Origin of the sequence: Rhodococcus sp. IEGM 1318 (assembly GCF_033142465.1) — a bacterium.
Classification (GTDB): Bacteria; Actinomycetota; Actinomycetes; order Mycobacteriales; family Mycobacteriaceae; genus Rhodococcus_F; species Rhodococcus_F qingshengii_B.
This window is the reverse complement of sequence record NZ_JAWLSC010000007.1, coordinates 98,872-123,627: the sequence shown is the minus strand read 5'-3', so window position 1 is coordinate 123,627 and position 24,756 is coordinate 98,872. Positions and strand designations below refer to the sequence as shown.

At 61.3% G+C, this 24,756-nt stretch carries 23 protein-coding genes and 1 pseudogene; 19 read left to right on the top strand and 5 right to left on the bottom strand.

Annotation, left to right across the window (positions count from 1 at the left end):
- The first annotated feature begins 77 nt into the window (after window positions 1–77).
- From R4P65_RS17780 to R4P65_RS17755, 6 genes are all read left to right on the top strand, one after another.
- Entirely contained in the window at window positions 78–2,240 is a 2,163-nt protein-coding gene (locus R4P65_RS17780) for an acyl-CoA dehydrogenase (RefSeq protein ID WP_317827501.1), read from the top strand.
- Window positions 2,241–2,323: 83 nt separating this feature from the next.
- Entirely contained in the window at window positions 2,324–3,364 is a 1,041-nt protein-coding gene (locus R4P65_RS17775) for an acyl-CoA dehydrogenase family protein (RefSeq protein ID WP_317827500.1), read from the top strand.
- The gene (locus tag R4P65_RS17770) at window positions 3,349–4,500 is read left to right on the top strand and encodes an acyl-CoA dehydrogenase family protein (RefSeq protein WP_317827499.1); all 1,152 of its coding nucleotides are present in this window, start codon (window positions 3,349–3,351) and stop codon (window positions 4,498–4,500) included. Before R4P65_RS17775 ends, R4P65_RS17770 begins: the two co-directional genes overlap by 16 nt.
- Window positions 4,501–4,510: 10 nt before the next feature.
- Window positions 4,511–5,509, top strand: a complete 999-nt coding sequence (locus R4P65_RS17765; RefSeq protein ID WP_317827498.1) for a bifunctional MaoC family dehydratase N-terminal/OB-fold nucleic acid binding domain-containing protein — start codon at window positions 4,511–4,513, stop codon at window positions 5,507–5,509.
- A gap of 2 nt (window positions 5,510–5,511) precedes the next feature.
- On the top strand, window positions 5,512–5,937 hold the full coding sequence (locus tag R4P65_RS17760) for a MaoC family dehydratase (RefSeq protein WP_230816668.1): 426 nt from the start codon (window positions 5,512–5,514) through the stop codon (window positions 5,935–5,937).
- Window positions 5,934–7,103 carry a lipid-transfer protein gene (locus R4P65_RS17755; protein ID WP_230816667.1) on the top strand — a complete coding sequence of 390 codons (1,170 nt, stop codon included), beginning with the start codon at window positions 5,934–5,936 and terminating at the stop codon, window positions 7,101–7,103. The genes R4P65_RS17760 and R4P65_RS17755 overlap by 4 nt, the downstream gene beginning before the upstream one ends.
- 109 nt (window positions 7,104–7,212) lie before the next feature.
- Here R4P65_RS17755 and R4P65_RS17750 read toward each other — a convergent pair whose 3' ends face one another.
- Complete coding sequence (locus R4P65_RS17750; RefSeq protein WP_317827497.1) at window positions 7,213–8,523, bottom strand: HNH endonuclease signature motif containing protein; 1,311 nt, start codon at window positions 8,521–8,523, stop codon at window positions 7,213–7,215.
- An 84-nt stretch (window positions 8,524–8,607) separates the two neighbouring features.
- On the opposite strand from R4P65_RS17750, the gene R4P65_RS17745 reads away from it, so the two are divergent.
- The 9 genes from R4P65_RS17745 (at window position 8,608) to R4P65_RS17705 (ending at window position 17,091) form a co-directional block, all read left to right on the top strand.
- The gene (locus R4P65_RS17745) at window positions 8,608–9,159 is read left to right on the top strand and encodes a GNAT family protein (protein WP_317827496.1); all 552 of its coding nucleotides are present in this window, start codon (window positions 8,608–8,610) and stop codon (window positions 9,157–9,159) included.
- A gap of 31 nt (window positions 9,160–9,190) precedes the next feature.
- Window positions 9,191–10,192, top strand: coding sequence for an AraC family transcriptional regulator (locus tag R4P65_RS17740; RefSeq protein WP_230814757.1), 1,002 nt, complete (start codon window positions 9,191–9,193; stop codon window positions 10,190–10,192).
- A 134-nt stretch (window positions 10,193–10,326) separates the two neighbouring features.
- Window positions 10,327–10,737 (top strand): VOC family protein, encoded by a 411-nt coding sequence (locus R4P65_RS17735; protein WP_230814758.1) that lies wholly within the window; start codon window positions 10,327–10,329, stop codon window positions 10,735–10,737.
- Between the two features lie 180 nt (window positions 10,738–10,917).
- On the top strand, window positions 10,918–12,057 hold the full coding sequence (locus R4P65_RS17730) for a serine hydrolase domain-containing protein (protein ID WP_317827683.1): 1,140 nt from the start codon (window positions 10,918–10,920) through the stop codon (window positions 12,055–12,057).
- A gap of 103 nt (window positions 12,058–12,160) precedes the next feature.
- Window positions 12,161–13,009 carry a mycofactocin-coupled SDR family oxidoreductase gene (locus tag R4P65_RS17725; RefSeq protein ID WP_317827495.1) on the top strand — a complete coding sequence of 283 codons (849 nt, stop codon included), beginning with the start codon at window positions 12,161–12,163 and terminating at the stop codon, window positions 13,007–13,009.
- Window positions 13,006–14,466 (top strand): MFS transporter, encoded by a 1,461-nt coding sequence (locus R4P65_RS17720; RefSeq protein ID WP_317827494.1) that lies wholly within the window; start codon window positions 13,006–13,008, stop codon window positions 14,464–14,466. Before R4P65_RS17725 ends, R4P65_RS17720 begins: the two co-directional genes overlap by 4 nt.
- A 229-nt stretch (window positions 14,467–14,695) precedes the next feature.
- Window positions 14,696–15,652 (top strand): ATP-binding cassette domain-containing protein, encoded by a 957-nt coding sequence (locus R4P65_RS17715; protein ID WP_317827493.1) that lies wholly within the window; start codon window positions 14,696–14,698, stop codon window positions 15,650–15,652.
- Window positions 15,649–16,449, top strand: a complete 801-nt coding sequence (locus tag R4P65_RS17710; protein ID WP_003945537.1) for an ABC transporter permease — start codon at window positions 15,649–15,651, stop codon at window positions 16,447–16,449. Before R4P65_RS17715 ends, R4P65_RS17710 begins: the two co-directional genes overlap by 4 nt.
- Window positions 16,450–16,479: 30 nt before the next feature.
- Window positions 16,480–17,091, top strand: coding sequence for a TetR/AcrR family transcriptional regulator (locus R4P65_RS17705; protein WP_317827492.1), 612 nt, complete (start codon window positions 16,480–16,482; stop codon window positions 17,089–17,091).
- A gap of 11 nt (window positions 17,092–17,102) precedes the next feature.
- Here R4P65_RS17705 and R4P65_RS17700 read toward each other — a convergent pair whose 3' ends face one another.
- On the bottom strand, window positions 17,103–17,897 hold the full coding sequence (locus tag R4P65_RS17700) for a putative protein N(5)-glutamine methyltransferase (protein ID WP_230814764.1): 795 nt from the start codon (window positions 17,895–17,897) through the stop codon (window positions 17,103–17,105).
- A 200-nt stretch (window positions 17,898–18,097) separates the two neighbouring features.
- On the opposite strand from R4P65_RS17700, the pseudogene R4P65_RS17695 reads away from it, so the two are divergent.
- A pseudogene (locus R4P65_RS17695) lies at window positions 18,098–19,209 on the top strand (lipase family protein).
- Window positions 19,210–19,219: 10 nt separating this feature from the next.
- Here the strand turns inward: R4P65_RS17695 and R4P65_RS17690 are convergent.
- A complete protein-coding gene (locus R4P65_RS17690) occupies window positions 19,220–19,786 on the bottom strand; it encodes a TetR family transcriptional regulator (RefSeq protein WP_317827491.1) in 567 nt (188 codons plus the stop codon).
- Between the two features lie 111 nt (window positions 19,787–19,897).
- Here R4P65_RS17690 and zapE point away from each other — a divergent pair, with 111 nt between their 5' ends.
- Window positions 19,898–20,845 carry a cell division protein ZapE gene (gene zapE / locus R4P65_RS17685; protein ID WP_317827490.1) on the top strand — a complete coding sequence of 316 codons (948 nt, stop codon included), beginning with the start codon at window positions 19,898–19,900 and terminating at the stop codon, window positions 20,843–20,845.
- A gap of 9 nt (window positions 20,846–20,854) precedes the next feature.
- On the opposite strand, the gene R4P65_RS17680 is transcribed toward zapE, so the two are convergent.
- Window positions 20,855–21,604, bottom strand: a complete 750-nt coding sequence (locus tag R4P65_RS17680) for an AraC family transcriptional regulator (RefSeq protein ID WP_317827489.1) — start codon at window positions 21,602–21,604, stop codon at window positions 20,855–20,857.
- Between R4P65_RS17680 and R4P65_RS17675 the strand changes: the two genes are divergently transcribed.
- Window positions 21,579–22,424, top strand: coding sequence for an ABC transporter ATP-binding protein (locus R4P65_RS17675; RefSeq protein WP_317827488.1), 846 nt, complete (start codon window positions 21,579–21,581; stop codon window positions 22,422–22,424). The genes R4P65_RS17680 and R4P65_RS17675 overlap by 26 nt on opposite strands.
- Window positions 22,421–23,728 (top strand): FtsX-like permease family protein, encoded by a 1,308-nt coding sequence (locus R4P65_RS17670; protein WP_317827487.1) that lies wholly within the window; start codon window positions 22,421–22,423, stop codon window positions 23,726–23,728. Before R4P65_RS17675 ends, R4P65_RS17670 begins: the two co-directional genes overlap by 4 nt.
- Window positions 23,729–23,746: 18 nt before the next feature.
- Here the strand turns inward: R4P65_RS17670 and R4P65_RS17665 are convergent, their stop codons facing one another.
- Window positions 23,747–24,595 carry a sterol desaturase family protein gene (locus tag R4P65_RS17665; RefSeq protein WP_317827486.1) on the bottom strand — a complete coding sequence of 283 codons (849 nt, stop codon included), beginning with the start codon at window positions 24,593–24,595 and terminating at the stop codon, window positions 23,747–23,749.
- Window positions 24,596–24,756 lie beyond the last annotated feature (161 nt).

Genomic DNA, 24,756 nt, shown 5'->3' with positions numbered 1-24,756 from the left:
CCTTGACTCTTGGCCAGGTGTCATATTAGAACACGTTCTAAACAATTGTGTCACTTATCGAGAGGCGGGAACCAGTTGTGACAATCGCCACGACCGATGAACAGCGGGCGGTCCAGGAATCGATAGAGGCCTGGGCTCGCTCGGCCACGCCGATGGACATGGTACGCCGTGGACCAGCAGTTTCGTGGCGGGAGAAATGGTCCGAGTTCGGGTCTCTCGGGATATTTTCGGTCGCCGTTCCCGAATCGGTAGGCGGAGCCGGAGCCGAAATCGTCGATCTCGCAGCAATGCTCGAGCAGGCGGCAATCGAACTCGTGCCGGGTCCTGTTCTCACGACTGCGCTGGCAGCTCTGGTGGTGGGGCGAAGTTCGTCGCCCGCTGCCAAGCGTTGGTCCGAAACGCTCGCCGATGGTGCGTTGCCGTGCGCCGTCGTATTGGACGAAAGTCCAGTTGCGGCAACGGCGAACGCGTCCGGTGGCATCGAGCTTCATGGCGAAGGAGGTTACGCCTGGGGTGGAGATTCGGGCGTATCGGTACTCGTGTCGGTAGACGTGAATTCTGAAGGTGACGGCTCGCGTTTCGTCTGGGCTCTCGTCGACGGCGATTGCGAAGGCGTGACCTACGACGCCGTCGACACGATCGACAAGTCACGACCACTGGCACGGGTCTCGTTCGACCGAGTGACGGTCGACGCCGACCGAATCCTCGATGACATTGCGCCCGGATCGGTTTCCGATCTCGCGGCGGTACTGGGGGCCGCCGAAGCAGCCGGAATTGCGGCGTGGAGTCTGCGTACTGCGGTGGAGTACGCGAAGATTCGCGAACAATTCGGAAAGCCCATCGGTTCGTTCCAGGCGATCAAACACATCTGTGCCGAAATGCTGTGCCGCGTAGAGAATGCCGGAGCGGTTGCCTGGGACGCCGCGGTCGCTGCCGAGTCGGGCGACGAACTTCCGATCGCCGCAGCAGTGGCGGCCGCGGTGTCGCTGGACGCCGCAGTCGACACGGCAAAAGACTGCATTCAGGTGCTCGGTGGAATCGGATTCACCTGGGAGCACGAGGCGCACTTCTACCTTCGTCGAGCACTGTCGCTCCGGCAGATTCTGGGCGGATCGTCTCACTGGCGCGCACGCGTCGCGGAATTGACGATCGGCGGCGCACGGCGTCACCTTCAGATCGACTTGAGTGAGCTCGAATCCGACCGGTCCGACATTCGCGAAGAGGTAGCGCAATTGGTGGCGCTGCCCGAATCCGAACAGCGCAACGCGTTGGCCGAATCGGGCTACCTTGCACCGCACTGGCCCAAGCCGTACGGCCGGGGTGCCAAGGCCGCGCAACAGATTCTGATCGAAGAAGAGTTGGCGGCCGTCGGTATCGGCCGCCCCGATCTGGTGATCGGGTGGTGGGCAGTGCCAACCATCCTCGAGCACGGCAGTCCGGAGCAGATCGAAAGATTCGCGACTCCGACGCTCAAGGGCGAGATCACCTGGTGCCAGCTCTTCAGCGAACCTGGTGCAGGTTCGGATCTTGCAGCACTGCGCACGACCGCGGAAAAGGTCGAAGGCGGTTGGAAGCTGAATGGTCAGAAAGTCTGGACTTCACTTGCACGTGAAGCTGACTGGGCCATCTGCCTTGCCAGGACCGATCGCGATGTTCCCAAGCACAAGGGCATCACGTACTTCCTTCTCGACATGAAGACGGCTGGGATTCGGATCTCACCGCTGCGTGAGATCACCGGAGACGCCCTGTTCAACGAAGTCTTCCTCGACGACGTCTTCGTGCCGGACGAGTGCGTCGTCGGCCAACTCGGTGGAGGCTGGAAGCTGGCCCGCACGACCCTCGCCAACGAGCGAGTCGCGATGAGCGGTGGCTCTTCGCTCGGCGGTGCGATGGAGGAATTGCTCGAGCTGGCAGGCGATCCTGATCCTGTGGTTGCCGACAAGCTCGGTGGGCTGATCGGAACCGCCATGGTCGGCTCGTTGCTGGAATTGCGCACGACACTGCGGCAATTGGATGGTCAGGATCCGGGCCCGGCGTCGAGCGTCCGCAAGCTGGTGGGCGTGCGCCAGCGTCAGAATGTCGCAGAGTTCGCCATGGAATTGGGTGGCTCGGCCGGATGGGTGGAGGGTCCGCTCTCGCGTGAGTTCCTCAACACGCGATGCCTGTCGATTGCCGGCGGAACCACGCAGATTCTGTTGACCGTTGCCGCGGAGAGAATTCTGGGCCTGCCCCGTGATTAGACGGCGTGAGTAGAGGCCTTTAGAAATGTCCACGTTGGTGATACAACTAGAACACGTTCTACATCAGAGACAGGATTGCCAGCGTGGACTTCACTCCCGATGAAACCCAGGAAGCGGTAGCCGAGGTGGCTACCGCGCTCCTTGCCCGCGAACTGGAGCCGGACGCGCTCTGGGCGGCATTCGCCGAAGCCGACCTGCTCACGTTGGCACTGCCCGAGCGTCTGGGCGGCGAGGGCCTCTCGGTCACCGACGTCGGCGCTCTTCTCGTCGAGGTTGGCCGAGCCGCCGCTCCCATTCCGGCTCTCGCGACCCTCGGCTTCGGCGTACTCCCCATCGTTGCTCTGGGGACCGATGCTCAGCAGGACGAATTGCTCGCCGGAGTCGGCGCCGGGCGGGTGTTCACCGCGGCACTCGGTGAGCCGGGGCAGCAGTTCCCGGCGCAGCCGTCGACTACCGCGCAGCAGTCAGGCGACTGGTATCGCGTCAGCGGAACAGTGCTTGCCGTGCCCTTCGCGGCGAGCGCACACAGAATTCTTGTGCCCACCGACGCCGGAGTCGTTCTTGTCGATCCAACTGCCGCCGGCGTCGCACTGACACCGACTCCCAGTTCGTCCGGCAGTCCTGAGTTCGGAGTCACCATGGACGAGGCAGTCGGTGAACTTCTCGGTGCGGGCGAGGAAGCCGTCCAGACGCTGTACCGGATCGCCATGGCGAGTATCGGAGCCGTCGCCGATGGTTTGGTTTCCGGCGCCGTCGATCTCACTGCGACACACGTCGGCTCGCGTGAGCAATTCGGCAAGCCGCTCGCCACGTTCCAGGCAGTCTCACAACAGATAGCCGACGCCTACGTCACCTCCCGGACCCTTCACGTCGCGGCGTTGTCGGCGTCCTGGCGCGTGTCGGAGGGCCTGGATGCCCAGTCGGACCTCGACGTCATGGCGTACTGGATCGCCCAAGAAGTGCCCGCCACGATGCAGGTGCTTCACCACTTGCACGGAGGTCTGGGCGTCGACGTGACTTATCCGCTTCATCGTTACTACTCGACTGCAAAAGACTTGGCGCGCCTGCTCGGCGGCGCTTCGCAGCGACTCGACCTCGTGGGGGCCCGGTGTTCATCGATCTGACCGACAGTCAGCGCGCATTGCAAGCTGAACTTCGACGCTACTTTTCGACGCTGATCTCGCCCGAAGAGGCCAAGATCATGCGTGTGGAGCGGCATGGCCCTACCTATCGTGAGGTCATCCGTCGTATGGGCAAGGACGGCTGGCTCGGCGTCGGCTGGCCGGTGGAGTACGGCGGACGTGGGTTCGGAGAAGTCGAGCAGCAGATCTTTGTCAACGAGGCTGTGCGGGCAGATGTCCCACTGCCTTCGGTCACGTTGCAGACCGTCGGCCCGACTCTGCAGAAATACGGCAGCGAGGAGCAGAAGCAGAAATTCCTGCCCGCGATCCTCGCCGGTGAAGTGCACTTCGCGATCGGTTACACCGAACCGGATGCCGGTACCGACCTTGCAGCACTGCGTACCTCGGCGGCACGCAATGGTGACGAATACGTCGTCAACGGCCAGAAGATCTTCACCACCGGCGGGCATGACGCCGATTACGTGTGGCTCGCCGTACGGACAGGGTCTGCCGATTCACGGCACCGCGGCATCTCCATCCTGATCATGGACACCAAGGATCCCGGCTACACCTGGACCCCGATCATCACCTGCGACGGCGCGCATCACGTCAACGCCACCTACTACGAGGACGTTCGCGTTCCGGCGAACATGCTTGTGGGTGAGGAGAATCAAGGTTGGCGCCTGATCACGACGCAGCTCAACCACGAACGCGTCATGCTCGGCCCGGCAGGTCGGGTCGCAGGGATCTACGACCACGTCTTCGATTGGGCCAAGCGTGAAAACCTGCTTGATCACGTCGACGTACGGCGCGCACTCGGCGAAATTCACGCGACGTACCGGCTCAACGAACTGCTCAACTGGCAAGTGGCGTCGAGTGATTCGGATTCGGTGGACATCGCCGACGCTTCGGCAACCAAAGTGTTTGCGACCGAACGCATCCAGCGAGTCGGTCGACTGGCAGAAGAGATCGTCGGGCAGTACGGGAATCCGATCGATCCCGAAACGGCTGATCTCATGGAGTGGCTGGACATGCAGATCAAGCGCAACCTGGTGATCACCTTCGGCGGTGGAGTCAACGAGGTGATGCGCGAATTGATCGCGACCGCCGGCCTGAAGCTTCCCCGCGTTCCGAGATAGGAAACAAACCGTGTCAGATCCCATTCTCACTGCTGCCGAACGGGTTCGAGAGGACGGGCCAAGCGCTCCTCGCGCCGGCCGGGACCCCGTGAACCTGCCGATGATCCGCAACTGGGTCGAGGCGATCGGAGACGAGAACCCGATCTACGTCGACGAATCGGCTGCCCGCGCCGCCGGACACGACGGCATAGTCGCGCCGCCGGCGATGGCGCAAGTATGGACGATGCGCGGTCTGGGTGCGGTTCGAGAAGCCGACGATCCCTTGGGCCGGATGACGGACATACTCGACGAAGCCGGATTCACGTCCGTCGTCGCGACCAACTGCGATCAGATCTACCACCGCTATCTGAAGCCGGGTGAAGAAGTCACCATCTCGTCGGTGTTGGAAGACGTTGTGGGGCCGAAGAAGACAGGTCTCGGTGAAGGTTGGTTCTTCACTACCCGCAGCTACTGGCGGGTCGGCGAAGAACTGGTCTCGGAGATGATGTTCCGGATCTTGAAGTTTGCGCCGCCAGTCAGCGAGAGTCCCGCCACTGACGTGCCTGCGGACCTGGACGCATCTCGGATGCTGCGCCCGACAGCATCTCTCGACACGCAGTTCTTCTGGGACGGTGTTGCTGCACATGAGTTGCGCATTCAACTGCGTGCGGACGGTTCGGTGCAGCACCCGCCGGTGCCCGCGATCTGGAAGGACAAGTCGCAGCAGACCGACTACGTGGTCGCGTCCGGTAGGGGAACGGTCTTCAGTTTTGTCGTTCACCACGCCCCCAAGGTTCCTGGTCGGTCGTTGCCGTTTGTCGTGGCCCTGGTCGAACTGCCGGAGGGTGTGCGGATGCTCGGCGAATTGCGCGGTGTCGATCCCTCGGACGTATCGATCGGAATGGAGGTGGAGGCGATCTACCTCGACTTCCCTGGCGACGACGAGACCGGCGGCACTCCCTGGACTCTGTACGCCTGGCAGCCGGTTGCTGTGTCTGCGGTTTCTGCTGTGTCTGCGGTGAAGGAGTGATGATGACTTCGACGACGGATATCACTGTGGGAGAGATTCTTCCGCAGCTCTCGATTTACGGCGACCCGACTTTCGTCGTCTCGGCGGCGCTCGCTACCCGAGACTTTCAAGATGTTCACCACGACCGCGACCTCGCACAGAAACGCGGCTCGAAGGACATCTTCGTGAACATCCTCACCGACACCGGCCTGGTGCAGCGATTCGTGACTGACTGGGCAGGACCGCGGGCAGTACTCACGTCGATCAAACTTCGCCTCGGAGTCCCCTGGTACGCCTACGACACGTTGACGCTCTCCGGTACGGTGACCGCCTACGACGAGGATCTCGCTTCGCTCGCGGTGGTCGGCAAGAACAGTCTGGGAGATCACATCACTGCGCAGGTCACACTGGCATTTCCGGCATCGGGCTCGAACGGAGACATTGAATGAGCGCATTGTCCGGCAAGGCCGCGATCGTCGGAATCGGCGCCACGGATTTCTCGAAGGACTCCGGTCGCAGTGAACTGCGACTGGCCGCCGAGGCTGTTCAAGCCGCGTTGGACGACGCCGGTCTGACACCCGCCGACGTCGACGGTCTTACCTCATTCACCATGGACACCAACACCGAAGTGGCGGTGGCTCGTTCGGTGGGTATCCCGAACCTCAAGTTCTTCAGCCGTATCCATTACGGCGGCGGTGCCGCTGCGGCGACGATTCAGCAGGCGGCCATGGCTGTTGCCACTGGCGTCGCGGACGTCGTCGTCGCCTACCGCGCGTTCAACGAGAGGTCGGGTGCGCGTTTCGGTCAGGTGAACTCCGGTCTTGTGGCGCAGGTCAATTCGTCGGGCACGGATAACGCCTTCTCCTATCCTCACGGATTGGGCACGCCCGCATCGTTTGTCGCGATGGTCGCACAGCGATACATGCACGTCTACGGAGCGTCCAGCGAGGACTTCGGCCGAATCGCCGTCGCGGACCGCAAGCATGCAGCCACCAATCCGAAGGCATTCTTCTACGGAAAACCGATCACTCTCGAGGACCATCAGAATTCGCGATTCATCGCCGAACCTTTGCATCTCCTCGATTGCTGCCAGGAGTCCGACGGCGGCATCGCCATCGTCGTCACCTCGGCAGAACGAGCCAAGGATCTGAAGAACACCCCTGCCGTTATCGCAGCCGCCGCACAGGGCAGCGGGGCAGATCAATACATCATGACCAGCTACTACCGCGACGGTTTGACCGGCCTACCGGAGATGCGCCTTGTCGGCGATCAACTCTGGTCACAAAGTGGGCTGCGCCCGACGGACATGCAGACGGCGGTCTTCTACGACCACTTCACGCCCTACGTATTGATGCAACTCGAGGAACTCGGTTTCTGCGGCAGGGGAGAAGCGAAGGACTTCATCGCCGGTGGCGCAATCGAACTCGGCGGCAAGCTTCCGATCAACACCCATGGCGGACAGCTCGGTGAGGCATACATCCACGGGATGAACGGTATCGCCGAGGGTGTTCGGCAGATCCGCGGTACTTCGGTCAACCAGGTCGACTCCGTCGAAAATGTACTCGTGACTGCGGGAACGGGCGTTCCGACATCCGGGCTTGTGCTGACCCGCTGATTGATCGAGGGCACAACTTCATCAACCGTCACGGACGGTTGGCACCGCATCGGGGGATCCCTTCGATGCGGTGCTCGGGCCGTGTTCTGTTGTGCCTGAGAAGCTGTTCTCAGGTTTTGAAGGTTGTGTTCGCCGGCCTGGGGTGCTGCCCGGGGTCGATCGAGGGTGGTGGGATGAACCAGGGTTTGTTGTCGGCTCCGATCCGAATCGACCACTTGCCGACGAACCCGGTCTTGCGGTGCATCAGCCGGTGATGTGAACGGCACAGCAGGACAAGGTTGTTCATCACCGTCGGGCCGCCGTTAGCCCAGTGCCTAATGTGGTGCGCATCGGTCCACGCCGGAACACACGAACAGCCCGGGAACGCGCAGCCCTTGTCTCGGGCGATCAACGCGACCCGTTGTTCGGCGGTGACCAGACGTTTTCCGGGTTTCGCATCGAGCGGTGCGCCATGATCGTCCAGCAACACCGTCGACAGGAAACAATCACACCCCAACAACCTCGTCTGCGAAACCGACAGCGGCCCGAGCCACGGCATGTGCCCGACATCAAGATCGGCGGGGTCCAGAGAGCCGTCATCACCCGAATCCGAAGACTGTGCGGCGCAGTCCCGGTGCTCAGCCAAATCACGAGCATTGATGTGCACGTTCACATGCGGACGCTGCCCACCATCGGTACCGGTCTTGGCGCAATCCAGATAGCGGCGGATCAGTTCGGTGAACCCGTCCGCGGTCCGCTTCGCCGCCGACCGGGCATCGGGGGTGCCGTCCGGCGCCGGGGTGGGCATCGTCAAATTCGACAACGCCGACAGCAGCATTTCGCCGGTGAGGGCGTCGAAATCTCCGCGGACCACCACCCGACCGTTCAACGTCGAGGCGATCCGCAACTCGTTCCGGTCGACATCTTCGGCGGGCGGAATCTCATCGGATTCGAACAACCGCTCCAACGTCGCGATAACATTCCGCACCTTTGTCGTCGTCGCCTCCACACCCGACGAAGCCGCCAACAACAAATCGATGCACTTCGATAGCGCTTCCTCCGGCATCCCCTTCGGTGGGGACTCACAGAACGCCACGATCAAGGCGGCATGATCGAACGAGCAATCCCCGTCATCGAACCGAGCAGCCACAGCCGGGAACGGCCGCAACGCTGCGCCCAGGGCGGCGATCTTCTTCCCGTCCCGTACCTGCAGCATCGTGTTGGCCGCCAACCACGAACCGACACCGCGACTGGCAATCACCTGATCATCGGAACGCAACGAGAGTTCGTCCACGACCGCCACCCGCACGGCTTCCAGCCGCAGAATCTCCGCACTCGCCGACACCGCAGCCTCTCGCAACTCAGCAGCAGACAACCGCCACAGACGTCCGCGTAACCCCACCGCAGAACCCGACACCACGTCCGACAACAAGACACTCATTGAATCCCCCGATCCCCACCCCCAACAATACTCGAACATGCGTTCGAGTCAATATGCTTTTCGCGTTTAATTTACGATCGCTGGATGTTCACGTTGACTACCGAACGCCTCGTCCTTCGAGACTTCACATTCGGGGATGAAGATGACGTCCATCAGTACGCATCAGACCCTGCCGTCTGTAGATATGTGGATTGGGGTCCGAACACTCCGGCGGTGACCAGGGCATTCCTGGCCGACGCGGCATTGGAAGCCGCGGGCGTCGAGCGTCGATCATTCACCCTGGCGATCACGTCGAAGGTCGACGGAGCGGTCATCGGTTCAGTAGCTGTGTGGGAAGTATCCGCCGCGCATCGAAGGGCGGAACTCGGTTTCGTCGTGAACCCGAGGTTCCAGGGGCGGGGTTATGCGTCCGAAGCGGGGAGCGCGGTTCTGGAACTCGCCTTTGCTCGCCTTGGAACGCAACGTGTGCAGGCAACGTGTCGTCCGGAGAACGCGGCGTCGGCGTCGGTGCTCACCAAAATGGGAATGGTGGAGGAGGGGCTGATGCGGGCGCACATGGTGATCCGGGGGGCCGCGGTCGATTCGCTGCTTTTTGCCGCCGTACGAGCAGAGATCACGTCATCTGACTTTGCGTGACCTTCCCCGACCCTGGTGCGATACTCGAACCATGTTCGAGGACGCCTTGCTCATCGACGCGGCCGGTCGGCCCACCATGCAGCATCATCAGGCCTTTTCTCAGGACTGGGACCGCATCAAGGAGTGGTCCGACAACATCTACATGCCCTATACGGTGACGCCGATCGGAAGTCGGTTGAAGCCGGCTTCGGACATGTACTCGGCGGCAGTCGGCAAGATCGACGTCACCAGATTCTGTTACGGGATTCCGGTCTCCGTCGGTGAATGTTCGCCTGAAGCCGGAAACATTCTGGTCTTGACGACGATCAGGGGCAACGGTCGACATGCTCTTGGCCGGGGCGTTGCGGCGAATACCGGAGTGGGGGAGACCTTTGTCGCAGACTGTAGCCGGACCGACTACTTCGTCGAATTCGATGAGGATCATCTGCAGCTGAATCTCACTGTGCCGCATCAGCTTGTCGCCGATCACGCCCAGCAGTGGTACGGGGTAGTTCCCGACGACCGCCTGTGGCGGCACAAGTGCACCATCGGCGGGCGGGGTTCGAGTTGGCTCGCATTGATGGACTACGTCGTTCGCGCAATTGCAGAGTCGCCCGACGCGATGTCGGGGGAAAGGCTGGGCGTCAGGGTTCAAGAACTGGTCACGGCTCAGCTTCTCGACGAGTGGGCGACGCAGGCCGGGTTGCAACTCGGCGTCGACGTCGCCTCCGCCGAACCGGCCTACGTGCGATCGGCAGAGGAGTACATCGATACCTTTGCGCGCTCGGTGCCGACGGCGTCGGAGATCGCGGCTGCGGTGGGCGTCAGCGTCCGAGCGCTCACTGCGGGATTTCGACGGTACCGAGACACCACGCCGGGGCAACGACTGCGCACTCGTCGACTGGAGGGAGTACGCAGCGAACTGTTGCGTTCCGATGGGAGAACCGTCTCCGAAATCGCCAACGCCTGGGGTTACGTCAATCTGGGTATGTTTGCGGCGGCATACCGGAAACGGTTCGGCGAGCTACCTTCCGAGACTCGGAACCGACTCTGAGGACAGCTGTTTGAACGGTCATGACGATCGGTTTACGCAGTGGATGAACTGCCTTGATCCGTTGTTTCGTGTCGGAGCGTTCTGCAAGGATTGAATTCGAACGTGACAGCAATCCCACGAGCTAGGAGTACGTCATGGCAACTCGACTCAATCCGTACATCAGCTTCAACGGCAATGCCCGTGAGGCGTTGGAGTTCTACAAAGAAATCTTCGGTGGCACACTGGCGCTGAGCACGTTCGGTGAATTCGGCAATCCCGGTGAAGGCGGCGACAAGATCATGCACGGAATGCTCGAAACCGACCAGGGATACACACTGATGGGTGCCGATACTCCGCCTGGCATGCCGTACAACCCAGGCGACAACATCACGGTCAGCCTCAGCGGCGACGACGGTGACGTGCTGCGCGGGTACTGGGAGCAGTTGTCGGGAACAGGAACGGTGAGCGTTCCACTCGAGAAGCAGATGTGGGGCGACGAATTCGGTTCCTGTACAGACAGATTCGGTATCTCCTGGCTGGTGAACATCGGAGCGCCTCAGAGCTGAAGCGAAGTTTTGCCCGGTTCTGCCGAAAAGAGACAGATCTTCTGCCGTTTCGAGGCAGAACCGGGTGTGTGATCGCCGTTACATTCTGTTCGACAAGACAAGTTGCGAGTCGGATGGAGAAATGCAGTGACGATCGAAGATATTGCGCGGAAACCTCTTTCGAAGGAGCGCCTCGACGACGTGCTGGCGCGAGCAACTCAGGGGGCTGACCGTGTCCCGGGTGTCGTCGCGATGATCACGGATCGAGAAGGCAACATCTACGAGGGTGCAGCCGGTGAGCGGACTCTCGGTCACGCCGAACCGATGACCCTTGATACAACTTTTGCGCTCTTCTCCACGACCAAGGCGATCACCGGTACCGCTGTCCTGCAGTGTGTGGAGGAGGGGTTGCTCGATCTCGATGCGCCCGCTGCGACCTATATTCCCGAAGTCGGTGAGCTGAAGGTCCTGGACGGTTTCGACGCCGGCGGAAACCCCGTTCTTCGGGAACCCAAGCGAGACATCACCACTCGCATGCTTCTTCTTCATACCGCGGGGTTCGGGTACGACTTCTTCAACGAGTCCTACAATCGGCTCTCGCAGGAGCACGGGCAGCCCAGCGTGATCACGTGTAGCAAAGCCGCGCTCACGACGCCGTTGCTCTTCGATCCGGGTGAGAAGTGGGAGTACGGCACCAATATCGACTGGGCAGGTCAGGTCGTCGAGTCGATTCGAGGTCAGCGGCTCGGCGATGTCATGCGCGAGCGCATCTTCGAACCTCTCGAGATGACGGATACGGCATTCACGATGAGCCCGTCGATGAAGGGTCGCCTTGCACCGATCCATCAGCGTGAGAGCGACGGAAGCCTCACTCCGCTCATAGGATTCGAGCTTCCGGCTGAGCCCGAGGTGCACATGGGTGGTCACGGTTTGCACGGCACTGTCGGCGACTACATGAAGTTCATCCGTATGTGGCTGAACGACGGCGCGGGTACTGCGGGCCGCGTGTTGGCGCCTGAGACGGTCGCTGCAGCCGTACGGAACGGACTCGAAGGCCAGCACGTCGGGTTGTTGCCCGGAGTACTTCCAACGCTGTCCAACGATGCGGAATTCTTCCCCGGCTTGCCAAAGGGATGGGCATACTCCTTCATGACAAATGAAGAGGTGGCACCCACCGGCCGGCCGGCCGGATCACTGGCTTGGGCGGGTCTTGCAAACCTCTACTACTGGATCGACCGGCAGACCGGCGTCGGCGGGTTCTGGGCAACACAGATTCTGCCGTTCGCGGACGCTGGATCCATCAACGGATACCTGGAATTCGAGACCTCCGTCTACCAGTGATCGGCTAGATTCCCGCTGTCCGGGATCGACTGTTTCTTTCGGGCGGGTTCGGAGTACGCATGCAGTACAGCGCATGCTGGCATACGACGAACTAGGAGACGGCATGAACAGCCTCGAAGGCAGCTTCGAAGGAAAAGTTGCACTGATCACCGGCGCCGCACGCGGTCAGGGGCGCGCCCACGCTGTCGCATTCGCGGAGCGTGGCGCGGACATCGTGATCTGCGATCGGTGCGAGAACAGTGATGTCGTCGCCTACCCCCTCGCAACTGAAGAAGACCTGAAGGAAACCGTTCGGTTGGTGGAAGCCGCGGGCCGCCGGTGTATTGCAGTCAAGGCTGACACAGCCGATCGGGAGGCGATGGATGCGCTGGTTGCCCACGCTGAAGCCGAGTTCGGCCGCGTCGACATCGCCGTCGCGAACGCCGGTGTGTCCGTGCCCGCTCCGATCACGTCGATGACGTCGGCACAGTGGAACGAGGTCATCTCGTCGAACCTGACCGGGGTGTTCAACACCGTGGCGGCCGTGTCAGGTGGAATGGCGGAACGTGGTTACGGTCGCATCATCACGATTTCCTCGATGATGGGTCGATCCGGTGGTACCCAGATGGCGGCGTACGGCGCCTCCAAGTGGGGCGTCATCGGTTTGACGAAGAGTGTGTCGCTCGAACTGGCCAACTCGGGTGTGACTGTGAATGCTATTGCACCGGGAAATATCTCGACGCCGATGATTCACAACGACATGATGTACGCAATGATGCGGCCGGACCTCGAATCGCCTACGGCAGACGACGTCGAACCTGTGTACGCGACCTTGCACGCGCAGCCGATCGGTTGGCTGGATCCCTTCGAGGTCACGCGAGTCGTCCTGTTCCTCGCCGCCGACGCTAGTGCCCACATGAGTGGCATCGTGGTTCCTGTCGACGCCGGAGTAGCCGCTCGCTCGAACGCTTGACGGACAAGACTGTTCGCGCGAAAGCGCGGACCGGGTGGGTCGTCGGCGTCCTGAGTCTGAGCGGTGTGGTGGTCGCGCTGCAACAGACCTTGGTGGTGCCGGTGTTGCCCGAGTTCGCGACGGCATCGGGAGTATCGTCGGCCACGGCTTCCTGGCTGGTGACCTCGACACTGCTGACCGGTGCCGTCGCGACCCCTCTCATCGGCCGACTTGCCGACATGTTCGGCAAGCGCGCGATGATGCTCGTCTGCCTCGCGGTGATGATCGTCGGCTGCGTGGTTGCTGCGCTCAGTCAGAGTTTCTGGCTACTGATCCTCGGTCGCTCGTTGCAGGGCTTCGCGACGGCGCTTCTGCCCGTCGGAATCAGCATCATGCGCGATGTCCTTCCCCCGGAAAAGCTCAGTGGTGCAGTTGCTCTCATGAGCGCAACGCTGGGTATCGGCGGAATGTTCGGTATGCCGATGGCGGGGGTGATCTCGGCGCATTGGGGATTACCCGCGCTTTTCTGGGTCACCGGCGGGTTCGGGGTTGTACTGGTAGTCATCTTGCCGCTGGTGGTGCCGGAATCGGCTGTGAAAAGTCGAGGACGCTTCGACTTTCTGGGAGCCGCAGTCCTCACTCTCGCCATGACTGGACTGCTGCTGGCCGTTTCGAAGGGAACCGAATGGGGTTGGGGAAGCCTCCCGGTTCTCGTTCTGGTCGCGTCCGGAGTGGTCTTGCTCTGTGGATGGATTCCGTGGGAACTGCACACGCCGGCACCGTTGGTGGATCTGCGGACTACCCTTCGCGCCCCGATTCTCGTCTCGAACGTCTGCGCGGTGTTACTCGGATTTGCCATGTTCATCAGCGCGTTGGCGGCAACGCAGGAACTTCAGTTGCCCCTCGCGTCGGTGAACGGTCTCGGACTCTCAGCCGCCGAAGCCGGATTGGCGATGATGCCGGGCGGAGTTCTGATGATCGGATTGGCGCCGGTTTCGTCGAAAGTGACGAGACGATGGGGAGCGAAGGCCACGTTGGCGTCAGGTGCGATCGTCATTGCAATCGGATACGTCTTGCGTGTGCTGTTGACGCCGACGTTGGTCAATATCGTGATCGGCGCCGCCGTGGTATCGGCCGGTGTGGCATTTGCTCTTGCTGCCATGCCGACGCTGATCACTGAATCTGCACCCATCCATCAGACTGCGTCGGCCAACGGATTCAACAGTTTGCTCCGCTCGATCGGTACCTCCACCGGAAGCGCTGTTGCGGCAGCGGTATTGGCCAGTTCGACGGTTGTGGTCGGTGCGACCGCTGTACCGACTCTGCATTCGTTTGCGGTTTTGTACTGGATCGGAGCGGGCGTATCGGCGCTGGCCGCAGCCGTGACATTGGCAGTGAGGGTGGATCGGGCGGGTGCGGTATCACTGCCCGAGTCACCAACTGCAGCTGAAATCGACGGCGCAACGAAGATCGGGTGAGTCGACGGACTCACTCGATCTTCGTTCCGTCATCGCCTGGAATCGCAGACACAGCAACTGGGGGAGTTCGTCGGCGATTCTGCGAGGTGAAGATTCTTGCAATCAGGGGCGGTGGGCCTGTTTTGCGGTGCAGGTTTCCGACTGCTGCGTGAAATTTCCTGGAATGTGTCGGCGCTCTAGGTCACACTGGGGAACGGACTACCGACGGATTACCGATGCGGGAGGGCTCATGACCGAAGCGATTATGGCCGAGGGGCTGGTCAAGAAGTACGGCGACGTCACGGCATTGGACGGCATCGACCTGGAAGTGCGCGAGGGTTCAGTGATGGCTCTGTTGGGTCCCAACGGTGCCGGAAAAACCACTGCGGTAAGGATATTCACGACGCTGCTCATTCCGGACGGTGGTCGCGCCGAGGTTGCCGGGCTGGACGTGGTCAAGGATGCGCGGGCGTTGCGATCCAAGATCGGAGCTTCGGGTCAGTACGCTGCGGTCGACGAGTACCTGACGGGCTACGAGAATCTGGACATGGTCGGGAGGCTTTATCACCTCGGCGCCCGAAGCAGTAAGGCCAGGGCACGAGAATTGCTCGAGCAGTTCGACCTGGTGGAGGCCGGCGATCGGCCGGTCAAGGGCTACTCCGGTGGAATGCGCCGCCGTCTCGATCTCGCCGGCGCATTGGTTGCTCGCCCGCAGGTGTTGTTTCTCGACGAGCCGACCACCGGCCTCGATCCTCGGGCGCGACTCGGTCTCTGGGATGTCATCGAAGGGTTGGTGGCGCAGGGAACCACGCTGTTGCTCACGACGCAATACATGGAAGAAGCAGAGAGGTTGGCCGACCAGATCGCGGTCATCGACCGCGGCTCGGTCATCGCGCGCGGTACTGCAGATCAGTTGAAAGCGCGGGTCGGGGGTGAGCGCATCGAACTGAGTGTGCACGAGGTCGAACATCTCGACATCGTCCGAGAGGAATTGCGCTCGCTTGCAGTGGGGGACATTCAGGTTCAAGAGAATGTCCGTCGCGTCACCGTTCCTGTCGACGACGGCACCGATGCGTTGGTCGCAGCGCTGAATCTCCTGTCGGCACGAGGCATCCGGGTGTTCGACGTCGGTCTGCGCCGGCCCACTCTCGACGATGTCTTTCTCACACTGACCGGGCACCAGGCTGAACTGGAGGATCAGAAATGACCGTGCAGATGGCGCTCGAAGACGGTTTGACCATCGCCAGGCGAAACTTGATCAAGATCAAGCGCGTTCCGGATCTGCTGGTGTTCACCACGTTGTCGCCGATCATGTTCGTGCTGTTGTTCGCCTACGTGTTCGGCAGCGCGATCTCCGTCCCGGGTACGTCGTATCGAGAGTTCCTGATCGCCGGAATTTTCACGCAGACAGTCATATTCGGTGCTACGTGGACTGGCTTGGGAATGGTCGAAGACATCCAGAAAGGAATCATCGACAGATTTCGATCGCTCCCTATGGCTCCGTCCGCCGTGCTGACCGGCCGAACGTCGAGTGACGTGCTGATCAACGTCATCAGTTTGGTCGTCATGTCGTTGACCGGTCTTCTGGTGGGGTGGCGCATTCATTCCAGCTTCCTCGAAGCGGTGGCGGGTTATGCGCTGCTTCTGTTCTTCGCGTACGCGTTGTCCTGGGTCATGGCTGTTGTCGGACTCTGGATCCGGACGCCGGAGGTCTTCAACAACGCGAGCTTCATCGTCATCTTTCCGCTGTCGTTCATCGCGAACACTTTTGTCGAGACCACTAATCTTCCCGGGCCGCTCAAAGTGATCGCCGAATGGAACCCGGTGTCGGCGGTGACTCAGGCGGTGCGTGAATTGTTCGGAAATACCAATCCTGCGATGACGGTTCCGGATGCGTGGCCACTGCAGAACCCGGTCATCGCGTCGTTGTTGTGGACTTTCGGTTTGCTGATCGTCTTCGTGCCGTTCGCTATTCGTCGGTATCAGAAGGCAGTCAGCCGCTGAACCGGCGGTTCCGGTCGGTAGGGTGAGTATGTGCCGGAGCCCGAACGCATCGACAAACGCAGCCTGAGATACGCCGGGCGACGTGAGGAGTTGCTCGACGCGCTGACCCGGTACGTCATCGACAACGGTGTCGGGGAAGTGACGGTGAGGCAGCTGGCCAAGGCTGTAGGTGTGTCGCATGCGTCGTTGCTCAACCATTTCGAGAGCAAGGAGAATCTGCTCTCCGAGGTAATCGAGAACATGCGTAGCGAGTCCATTCCGATTGCGGTCCCGATGGAACCGGGGATCGATCCGGCGACAGTGCTGACCGCGTGGTGGACCGAACGTACGACACCGGAGGTCCTGCCCCGATTCCGAGTGATGGTCGAGATCTACGCCCTCGCACTCGGCGATCGCAAACGCTACGGACGGTTCCTGGACCGTTTCGTGGGCGATTGGATCGAAGCTCTGGAAACCGGACTTCGGCATGCGGGCTGTCCCGAGGAGGATGTTTCGTCGGTCGCTACCTTACTGCTTTCGCAAATGCGGGGTTTGTCGATGGATCTTCTGGCCACTGGGGACCGGGCTCGCGTCGATCGCGCGTTCGGGCTTTTTGTCGACGACTTTGCCGCCCACGCTCGGAAATGGTCCGAGCCTTCATGATCCGATCGCCGTCAATACTGACCGATCACCACGGTTGACGCGGTCTCACTGTAGGTTGCCACACGAGTGAGAAACCCTCCCCGAGTAAATGTTTCGACGGTCATCTCGACCTGCTCCGTGCTCGTCTCGACGAGTAGATGGCCGCCCGGTCGTAGCCACGGCGCAGCATCCGCGATGATTCGACGCTGCAGGTCCAGGCCGTCGGCGCCGCCGTCCAACGAGACTCGCGGTTCGTGAAGTCGCGCTTCGGGCGGCATGAGTCGGATTGAATCGGTGGGGACGTAGGGCGCATTGGCGACGACGACGTCAACACGACCTCGTAACTTCGTCGGCAGTGGGCCGTACAGATCGCCTTCGAGTACACGCTCGGGCGGTGCGACGTTCTGACGAGCGCACCGAACCGCGGCCGGTTCGATGTCCACCGCGTAGAGATCGACAGTATCGGTCTTCGCCTGCACAACAGCCCCGACAGCTCCTGAACCACAACACATGTCGATGACGATGCTTCCCGAGTCGACGAGTGTGCAGGCCTGTCGAGCGAGGAGTTCGGTGCGTCGGCGGGGGACGAATACTCCAGGGTCGATGTGGATGCGCAATCCGCAAAATTCTGCCCACCCGATGACAGGCTCGAGTGGCTCGCCGGCAACTCGTCGATCGATCATCGCGTCGAGTTCGTCGCGCGAGCGTGCGGCATGAAGGAGCAAGCGAGCCTCGTCTTCGGCGAATACACAACCGGCTGCTCGGAGGATCGCGGCCACTGAATTCTGCTGCGACGGGGGGAACGTCGGGAGATCAGGCGCTGACATGAGAGAGCCCTACGGCCTCCTGATCTCGCGGGGGACCTGCATGTATAGAACACCGCCACCTTACCGGAGCAGGCGCGTGACGACGGGGAATGTGCAGCGGGAATCTAGGTTGGCCAATTGGTAAGGCTGTTCTAGGGTCTGAACTCGATCGGCTGATCACCACATACGGCACTGTCAACGCAATCGGTAGGAGAAGGCGCGTGAGCAAGCGGCTGTGTAAGACGCTCGTCGGATTGGGCGCGAGCGCATTGGTGGCGTTGACCGTCACAGCGCCGGCTGCGGCGGAAGATAACGATCTTCCGGGCTCCGTGGTGAGCCACGAGTCGCTCGGCCCCGATCGGGTGATCCCCAGCGCTGTGAGCGCAACAAAGGTGACGTACTGGTCGACGGGCCCGAAGGATGTGCCGATGACGAGTACCGGTGTGGTGTACCGCCCTGAGGGGGCTCCGCCCGAGGGTGGTTGGCCAGTCATTTCCTACGCGCACGGAACGGTGGGTGTCGCGGATCAGTGTGCGCCGAGCAGTAGCGTTCCGCTCGAGCGGAACGCGACGCATCTCGGGCATTGGCTGGAGCAGGGCTATGCGGTGGTGACCACCGACTACGTGGGGCTCGGAACGCCCGGTGTTCACCCGTATCTCGACGGTCGTTCCGCTGCGCACAGCGTTGTCGACATGGTGCGTGCCGTTCGTGCGGTCGACGACGACCTGTCGAGCGCTTGGGTAGCGATGGGGCAGTCGCAGGGTGGACAGGCGACTATGTTCACCGCTTCTCTTGCTGCCGATTACGCGCCGGAGTTGGACTACCGCTCGGTGGCCCCGCTTTCCTGGCTCTTCCACTCAAGGGTACGACGGTCTACATTGCGAACGTTCTTGACGGATTGCGTGCTTCGCGGCCGGACATCGACATCGACTCGTATCTGACCCCGCTCGGAATGACCATCCTCGACGACGTCGAGAACAACATGTGTTACACCGAGGCGCGCACCAAATACGGAACCGTCACGCTCGGTCAGGTGCTGTCGAAGTCGCTGGACAACCCAACGTTCATGGACGCTGCGCGCGAACTGCTCACGGTACCGACCTCGGGATACAACCGCCCGTTCTTCATCGGTCAGGGACTCTCGGACATCGATGTTCCGGCACCACTGACTTTGAAGTTTGCTGCTGACCTCGCTGTCAACGGCGTGGACTTTGCATTCCATACCTATCCCACGGATCACCTGGGAACCGTTCCGGCTTCGGTTCCGGACAGCGCCCCGTTTGTCGCGGCACTGTTCTCTGGTCGACAGCCCTACACCGGAAGCCTCTGCTGACCAGGGTCTTTCAGGTGGCGCCAACGCCGCGCAGGTAGATGTCGATCGGGATCCGAAGTTGCCGAACGGTTTCGGAGGAGCGAGGATCTCGGCTACGCGCTCCGAGGCAATAGTCGAAGATCAAGCCCTCCAGAAGGCTCAGGAAATTTGCGGCAGCGGCGTCAGGGTCGTCTACGCCAACGGTTTCGAAGACGGCTCTTGCCTTCTTCAGCGAAAACAGACTGCCTTCGAGGAGTTGGCGCAATGTCGAATCTCGAGGTATTTCCAGGAGCAGTGCATATCGCGCGATCAATTCGTGTCTGCGGTGCGAAAGAAGATCGTCGAGGTACTCGGCCGTCAGGGCGGCAGGATCGGTGGGCCTCTTGTGGAGTTCGTCGAAAGTCGAACGTGACCGATGCATGATGTGCAATGCGGTTGCTTCGAGAAGTGCCTTGCGAGTTCGGAAATAGTACGACGTCGAACCGGCAGGAAGTTCCAGGGACTGATCAACCGCCCGATGGGTGAGTGCACGCGGGCCCTGCTCGGCGATGATCGTGACGGAGGATGCCGCGATGAGGGCTCTGCGATCAGGCTTCATGTCGTTCCTTGCTGTCGATGTTGCATGCTGCTGATGGTGCGTCGTGAGGGTCACATTGACTCGATTTGCCTTCGATCTCTAGCCTCGACTCTACAGACGTAGAGGAGTCTCATGTTACTGGACGAAGAGCAGTTGGCGGCACGTGAAGCTCTCGATGGCCTGCGAACCCGGATCTCCGGCTGTGAGGTCAGCGGAGGGATCTACCTCTGGGGAAGCGTCGGTCGCGGTAAGACGATGCTCATGGACGAGTTCTACGGCAGCATCCCAGTCGGCAAGCGGCGCATTCACTTTCATCGGTTCTTTGCAGATCTGCACTCCCGGGCGCACGAACTCGGGTCGATGGGCGCGGCACTGGACCACGTGGTGGACGGAATCCGCGTGCTCTGTTTCGACGAGTTTCATATCGACGACGTCGCCGACGCGATGTTCATGGCAAGGGTTCTCGATACAATCGTCGCGAAAGGTGTGACTGTTGTTGTCACGTCCAACGTCCCGCCGACCGAGCTTCTTCCGAATCCGCTCTTTCACGAACAGTTCGTGCCGTCCATCGAGTTGATCGAGCAGACTCTCGAGGTGATCGAGTTGGGTGGCTCCGTCGACTATCGGACAACTGGACAACCAAGTGCCGGGGACTACCGGTTTGCGACAGGGGAATTCCTCGTCGACTCGGAAATCGTCAGGCCCTCGGGTGAGGGTGTCGAATTGACGATCGGCACACGCACATTGGCATGCTCGGCGATTCGAGACGATGTCGTCTGGTTCGACTTCGAGGTGCTGTGCGGCGGTCCGACCTCGGCTTCCGACTACCTCGAACTCGCCTCCCGCTTCGACGACTGGGTGATCTTCGGGGTGCTGGCGCTAGCCGAAGCTTCGGAATTTGCCGTCCGCCGCTTCGGTAACGTCGTCGATGTTCTGTACGACGCCGATGCACGACTGACCGTGTATGCCGCTGCCGGTGTGGAGGAAGTGGCGGGCAGTCTTCGGGACATTCCCGGATTGGCGCGCCTCTACAGCCGACTGTCGCTACTGGCGCGGTCGGAGCTGGACAGCGTCAGTTGAGGCGCAGCGTCAATTCCAGGTGAGATCACCGGTCGCGGCGCTGGGCGTGAGCCCGAACATACTGTGGCAGATACGGTTTAGATGGGCACTGTCGGTGAATCCGGCCTCGTGTGCGCTGGTTGTCAGGCTTGCGCCGCTGCTCAACACTTCCATGGCGCGTCGTAGCCGTAGCCAACGAATGTAGGTCGAAAAGCTCATCCGCAGTTGATCGTTGAAGATTCTCCCCAGCCTGCCGGGCGACATGGAGACCAGCGCAGCGGTGTCCGTCAGCGTTATCGGGCCCGAGATTCGCTCGGGCAGTAGCGTCAGAGCAAGCTCGAGAGCAGGGTGAAGCGTGTCGGTGTTCGACGGCTGTCTGCCCTCGGAGAGTGAATCGAGGAGCCTCGCTGCGTATTCCAGGTCCGAATCAACGCCACGGTCTGTTCTCGCTACTGCTGTCTGCCCGCGAGTCGACCATTCGGCCACGCCGCCGTGGTCGGATTCAGGCGGCCTGATGCGCCGGCCCATTCCGGTGGTGGAATCGACATAGATCGCCCGCCCTCGCGCGCGCTCGGAGGCGGACAACGAGTGCACCGCTCCGGAGGGAACGATCACGGCTCCCACGATTGCACTGTGACCTGTTCCGTCGGTGACCGTGACGGACCCGGCATCGACGATCATGATCTGAACAGCGGCGTGAGCATGCGTGTGCGCCGATCCGACGGCGCCGGAGAACATGAGAATTCCGGGCTGCATGTGGACGTCGCCGGACCAGGTCATGTCAGCGATGATAGTGACGACCCTGACAGACCTCGGGGTCCGGTCATCCTCCGGTAGGACCGAGGTGAGTTCGAAGATCGTGCGCTGGGCCGATGTGTATGTGACGGGTTCGCGAGAGGCTGTACCCATGAACAACGCACAATCACCCGCAGTCCTGTCGGTCCACTCGCTGGGCAAGTCGTACGGCGACGTTCCGGTGCTCCGCGGTGTGTCTCTGGAAGTTCGTGCGGGCACTGCCACGGCGATCATGGGTCCTTCAGGGTCGGGCAAGTCGACTCTGCTGCACTGCATGTCGGGAATCGTGAAGCCTGATTCGGGCGCGATCCTGTTGAGCGGTAGGCATATCGAGAACCTCGGTGAGAACGATCGGAGTCGTCTTCGGCGAGAATCCTACGGTTTCGTCTTTCAATCGGGTCAGCTGTTGCCGGAGCTTCCGGCGATCGAGAACGTTGCTTTGCCCTTGGTACTCAACGGGTTGTCCATCGCGGAAGCCAAGCGGACGGCGCACGGTTTCTTCGCGCCTTTGGGGCTGGAGGGATTGCAGGACCGTCGCCCGGGTCAGATGTCGGGTGGGCAGTCGCAACGTGTCGCGATTGCGCGAGCGTTGGTGACCAAACCCGCCGTTCTCTTCGCAGACGAGCCGACCGGTGCCCTCGACGCGCAGACGAGTTGGGAAGTGATGAGGGTGTTGCGTGATTCGGCTCAACAGATCGGTTCTGCGTTGGTCGTCGTCACTCACGATGCCGAAGTCGCTCGCTGGTGTGATCGCACGATGATGATGCAGGCAGGCTCGCTCGTCGGGACACAGGTGGCGGCATGAAAGCCACAGCGCGTGTCGCCCTGATGACGGTGCGAGGTGAAGGCAGAAAGGCGTTGAGTACCTTCGCGCTCCCCGTATCAGCCTTCGCCGCGTCAACCACCCTGTTGCTCACGGTTCTCGGTGGCTACGGTGCCTTTGCGGGCCGATCGAGCGAACCTGAGTCAGAGGCATATCTCGCGCTCGCCGGGGTTGCCTCAGTGTTGATGATCGTCCCGGCAATCACTCTCGGTCTGGCGGCGGCCCGCTTGGGTGCCCGTCGTCGAGATGAACGTCTGGCAGCGCTGCGACTCATCGGATCCACGCCCCGTCAGATTGTTGCGCTGTGCGCTGCCGAATCGGGTGTCCAGGGCTTGGTCGGTGCGTTGATCGGCGCACTGGGGTACTTCCTCGCGTTGCCGCTCGTGGCGCTCTTGCGATTTCAAGGTCGCACTTTCGACTGGGGTGAGCTGTGGGTCGGTGCACTTCCTCTGGTGGGCATCGTATTCGGAATGACCGTACTGGCGGCTTTGACGTCGATGCTCGGGATGCGTCAGGTGTTCGTGAGTCCGTTGGGGGTCACGGCGGGCAATCCGAGTGCCGCGCCGAAGATGATCTTCGCTGTTGCGGGCGTCGGGGTTCTGTTGGGATGGAGTGCATTCGGTGGTGCCGCGGCGAGCATCGCGGCAATTCTGGTGGGACTTGGCCTCTGCTTCGGCGTGGTTGCGCTGCTCGGTCCGTTCGTCATCTCGTTGCTCGGACGGATCATGCTCCGATTCGCGAGGGACGGTGCTTCGTTGATTGCGGCACGTCGGGTCTTGGACAACCCGAAGGCCGTGTGGCGCACGGTCAGCGGTGTGACGATGGCAAGTTTTGTTGCCGCCGGCACGTCTTTGCTCGCCGCAATCGGCAACGGAGAGGGTCAGGAACTGCAACCGGGACAGGAATTCTTGTTCGCCGACATGAGAACCGGTGTGTTGTTCACGCTCGGAGCAACGTTCACGTTGGCAGCTGTCTCGTCTGCACTCACCCAGGTATCCGGGATCCTCGACAACCGCGAGCTCTATCGGAGTCTGGCTCTGGCCGGTACACCTGTCGAGGTGATGGACAGTGCCCGCATGCGCCACGTTCGCACTCCCGTGATCGTAATGGCGCTGGCCGGCGCCGGCGCCGCACTGCTGTTCCTCTTCCCGCTGGCAGGGGCAGTCGTACTGACCACCCCGATGGCACTCGTTCAGTTAGGCCTCACCCTGGCAGCGGGGATTGCGTTGGTGTTGGCCAGTGCATTCGCAGCCAGGCCCGTCATGCGTCGGGTACTCGCCGGCTGAATCTCAACCCGTCGTCCGTCAGGTCTGTCTCCGGAACGGTTCCGCCAACTGGCCGAGATAGCCGTCCGGGTAGTCGGGCTTGGCCGCCATACCGAGATCGTCACTGCTGAATCGCTTTTCCGGATCGAAGGAATAGGTACGGAACAGGTGGTCCCAGATGAGAGTGAACAATCCGAAGTTGACGTCACCGATTCCAGCCCACTTCAGGTGATGGAATCGGTGACCGGCGTTGAGCGCGAGGATCGGACGCAGAGGACCGATTCGGTAGTCGGCATTCGAATGCTGAAGCAAGAGTTGGACAGCGACACAAACGGCGAGTGCCGACGCAACCGGGACGGGCATCCCGAGAAGGATCAGCGGCAGGACGCCGCCTGCGGTTTCGAAAGTCTGATGCACGGGATGTTTCATGAGTCCGTTCATGCCGTAGAACCGCTCGAGGCTGTGATGGACCGCGTGAAAACGCCACAACCATCCAACCTTGTGGCTGATCAGATGCACGACGGTGATACCGAAATCCGCAATCAGTACTGCGAACACAACCTGAACGACAAACGGAAGTCTGCTCGGCCACAACCCGTCGAACGGAATCACCGCTGCCATCAACGGAATGACGGCGACACTCACCAGGATGAGTGATTCGTTGACAAACGCGTGGATTGCGTCGCGAAACCTGTCCGTTCCCGGGGCATTCCACGAAGATTCGTAAGGAAGTGCGCGTTCGGCCGCGAAAGAGCAGACCACGGCGAAGAGAATCAGAGTCACCAGCGACCATTTCGGTGCACCGGATGCCGCGAGCGCAATTGCCGCCCCGTTGATTCCCAAGAGCATGAACGGGACGTACCCGTATCTGACGATGAACGTGAGCATGTATTCGATGGTGCACGGCGCGGGTGGTCCTCGACTTGTACGAATCGGTCGACTTTCAGTCAGTCGAAAACTGCCAGACGTACGTTTGACATGGACATCTGCTGCAGTGCGATCTTCGCGGTGAGCGCACACGCACCGTGGTTCCGGTCGATCCGTACAAA

Coding starts and splice junctions, on each gene's coding strand:
- R4P65_RS17745 (WP_317827496.1), top strand. CDS start 8,608: ATGTTCACGTTGACTACCGAACGCCTCGTCCTTCGAGACTTCACATTC.
- R4P65_RS17735 (WP_230814758.1), top strand. CDS start 10,327: ATGGCAACTCGACTCAATCCGTACATCAGCTTCAACGGCAATGCCCGT.
- R4P65_RS17750 (WP_317827497.1), bottom strand. CDS start 8,523: ATGAGTGTCTTGTTGTCGGACGTGGTGTCGGGTTCTGCGGTGGGGTTA.
- R4P65_RS17680 (WP_317827489.1), bottom strand. CDS start 21,604: ATGACCTGGTCCGGCGACGTCCACATGCAGCCCGGAATTCTCATGTTC.
- R4P65_RS17760 (WP_230816668.1), top strand. CDS start 5,512: ATGACTTCGACGACGGATATCACTGTGGGAGAGATTCTTCCGCAGCTC.
- R4P65_RS17690 (WP_317827491.1), bottom strand. CDS start 19,786: ATGAAGCCTGATCGCAGAGCCCTCATCGCGGCATCCTCCGTCACGATC.
- R4P65_RS17665 (WP_317827486.1), bottom strand. CDS start 24,595: ATGCTCACGTTCATCGTCAGATACGGGTACGTCCCGTTCATGCTCTTG.
- R4P65_RS17715 (WP_317827493.1), top strand. CDS start 14,696: ATGACCGAAGCGATTATGGCCGAGGGGCTGGTCAAGAAGTACGGCGAC.
- R4P65_RS17675 (WP_317827488.1), top strand. CDS start 21,579: ATGTGGACGTCGCCGGACCAGGTCATGTCAGCGATGATAGTGACGACC.
- R4P65_RS17725 (WP_317827495.1), top strand. CDS start 12,161: ATGAACAGCCTCGAAGGCAGCTTCGAAGGAAAAGTTGCACTGATCACC.
- zapE (WP_317827490.1), top strand. CDS start 19,898: ATGTTACTGGACGAAGAGCAGTTGGCGGCACGTGAAGCTCTCGATGGC.
- R4P65_RS17755 (WP_230816667.1), top strand. CDS start 5,934: ATGAGCGCATTGTCCGGCAAGGCCGCGATCGTCGGAATCGGCGCCACG.
- R4P65_RS17700 (WP_230814764.1), bottom strand. CDS start 17,897: ATGTCAGCGCCTGATCTCCCGACGTTCCCCCCGTCGCAGCAGAATTCA.
- R4P65_RS17740 (WP_230814757.1), top strand. CDS start 9,191: ATGTTCGAGGACGCCTTGCTCATCGACGCGGCCGGTCGGCCCACCATG.
- R4P65_RS17670 (WP_317827487.1), top strand. CDS start 22,421: ATGAAAGCCACAGCGCGTGTCGCCCTGATGACGGTGCGAGGTGAAGGC.
- R4P65_RS17710 (WP_003945537.1), top strand. CDS start 15,649: ATGACCGTGCAGATGGCGCTCGAAGACGGTTTGACCATCGCCAGGCGA.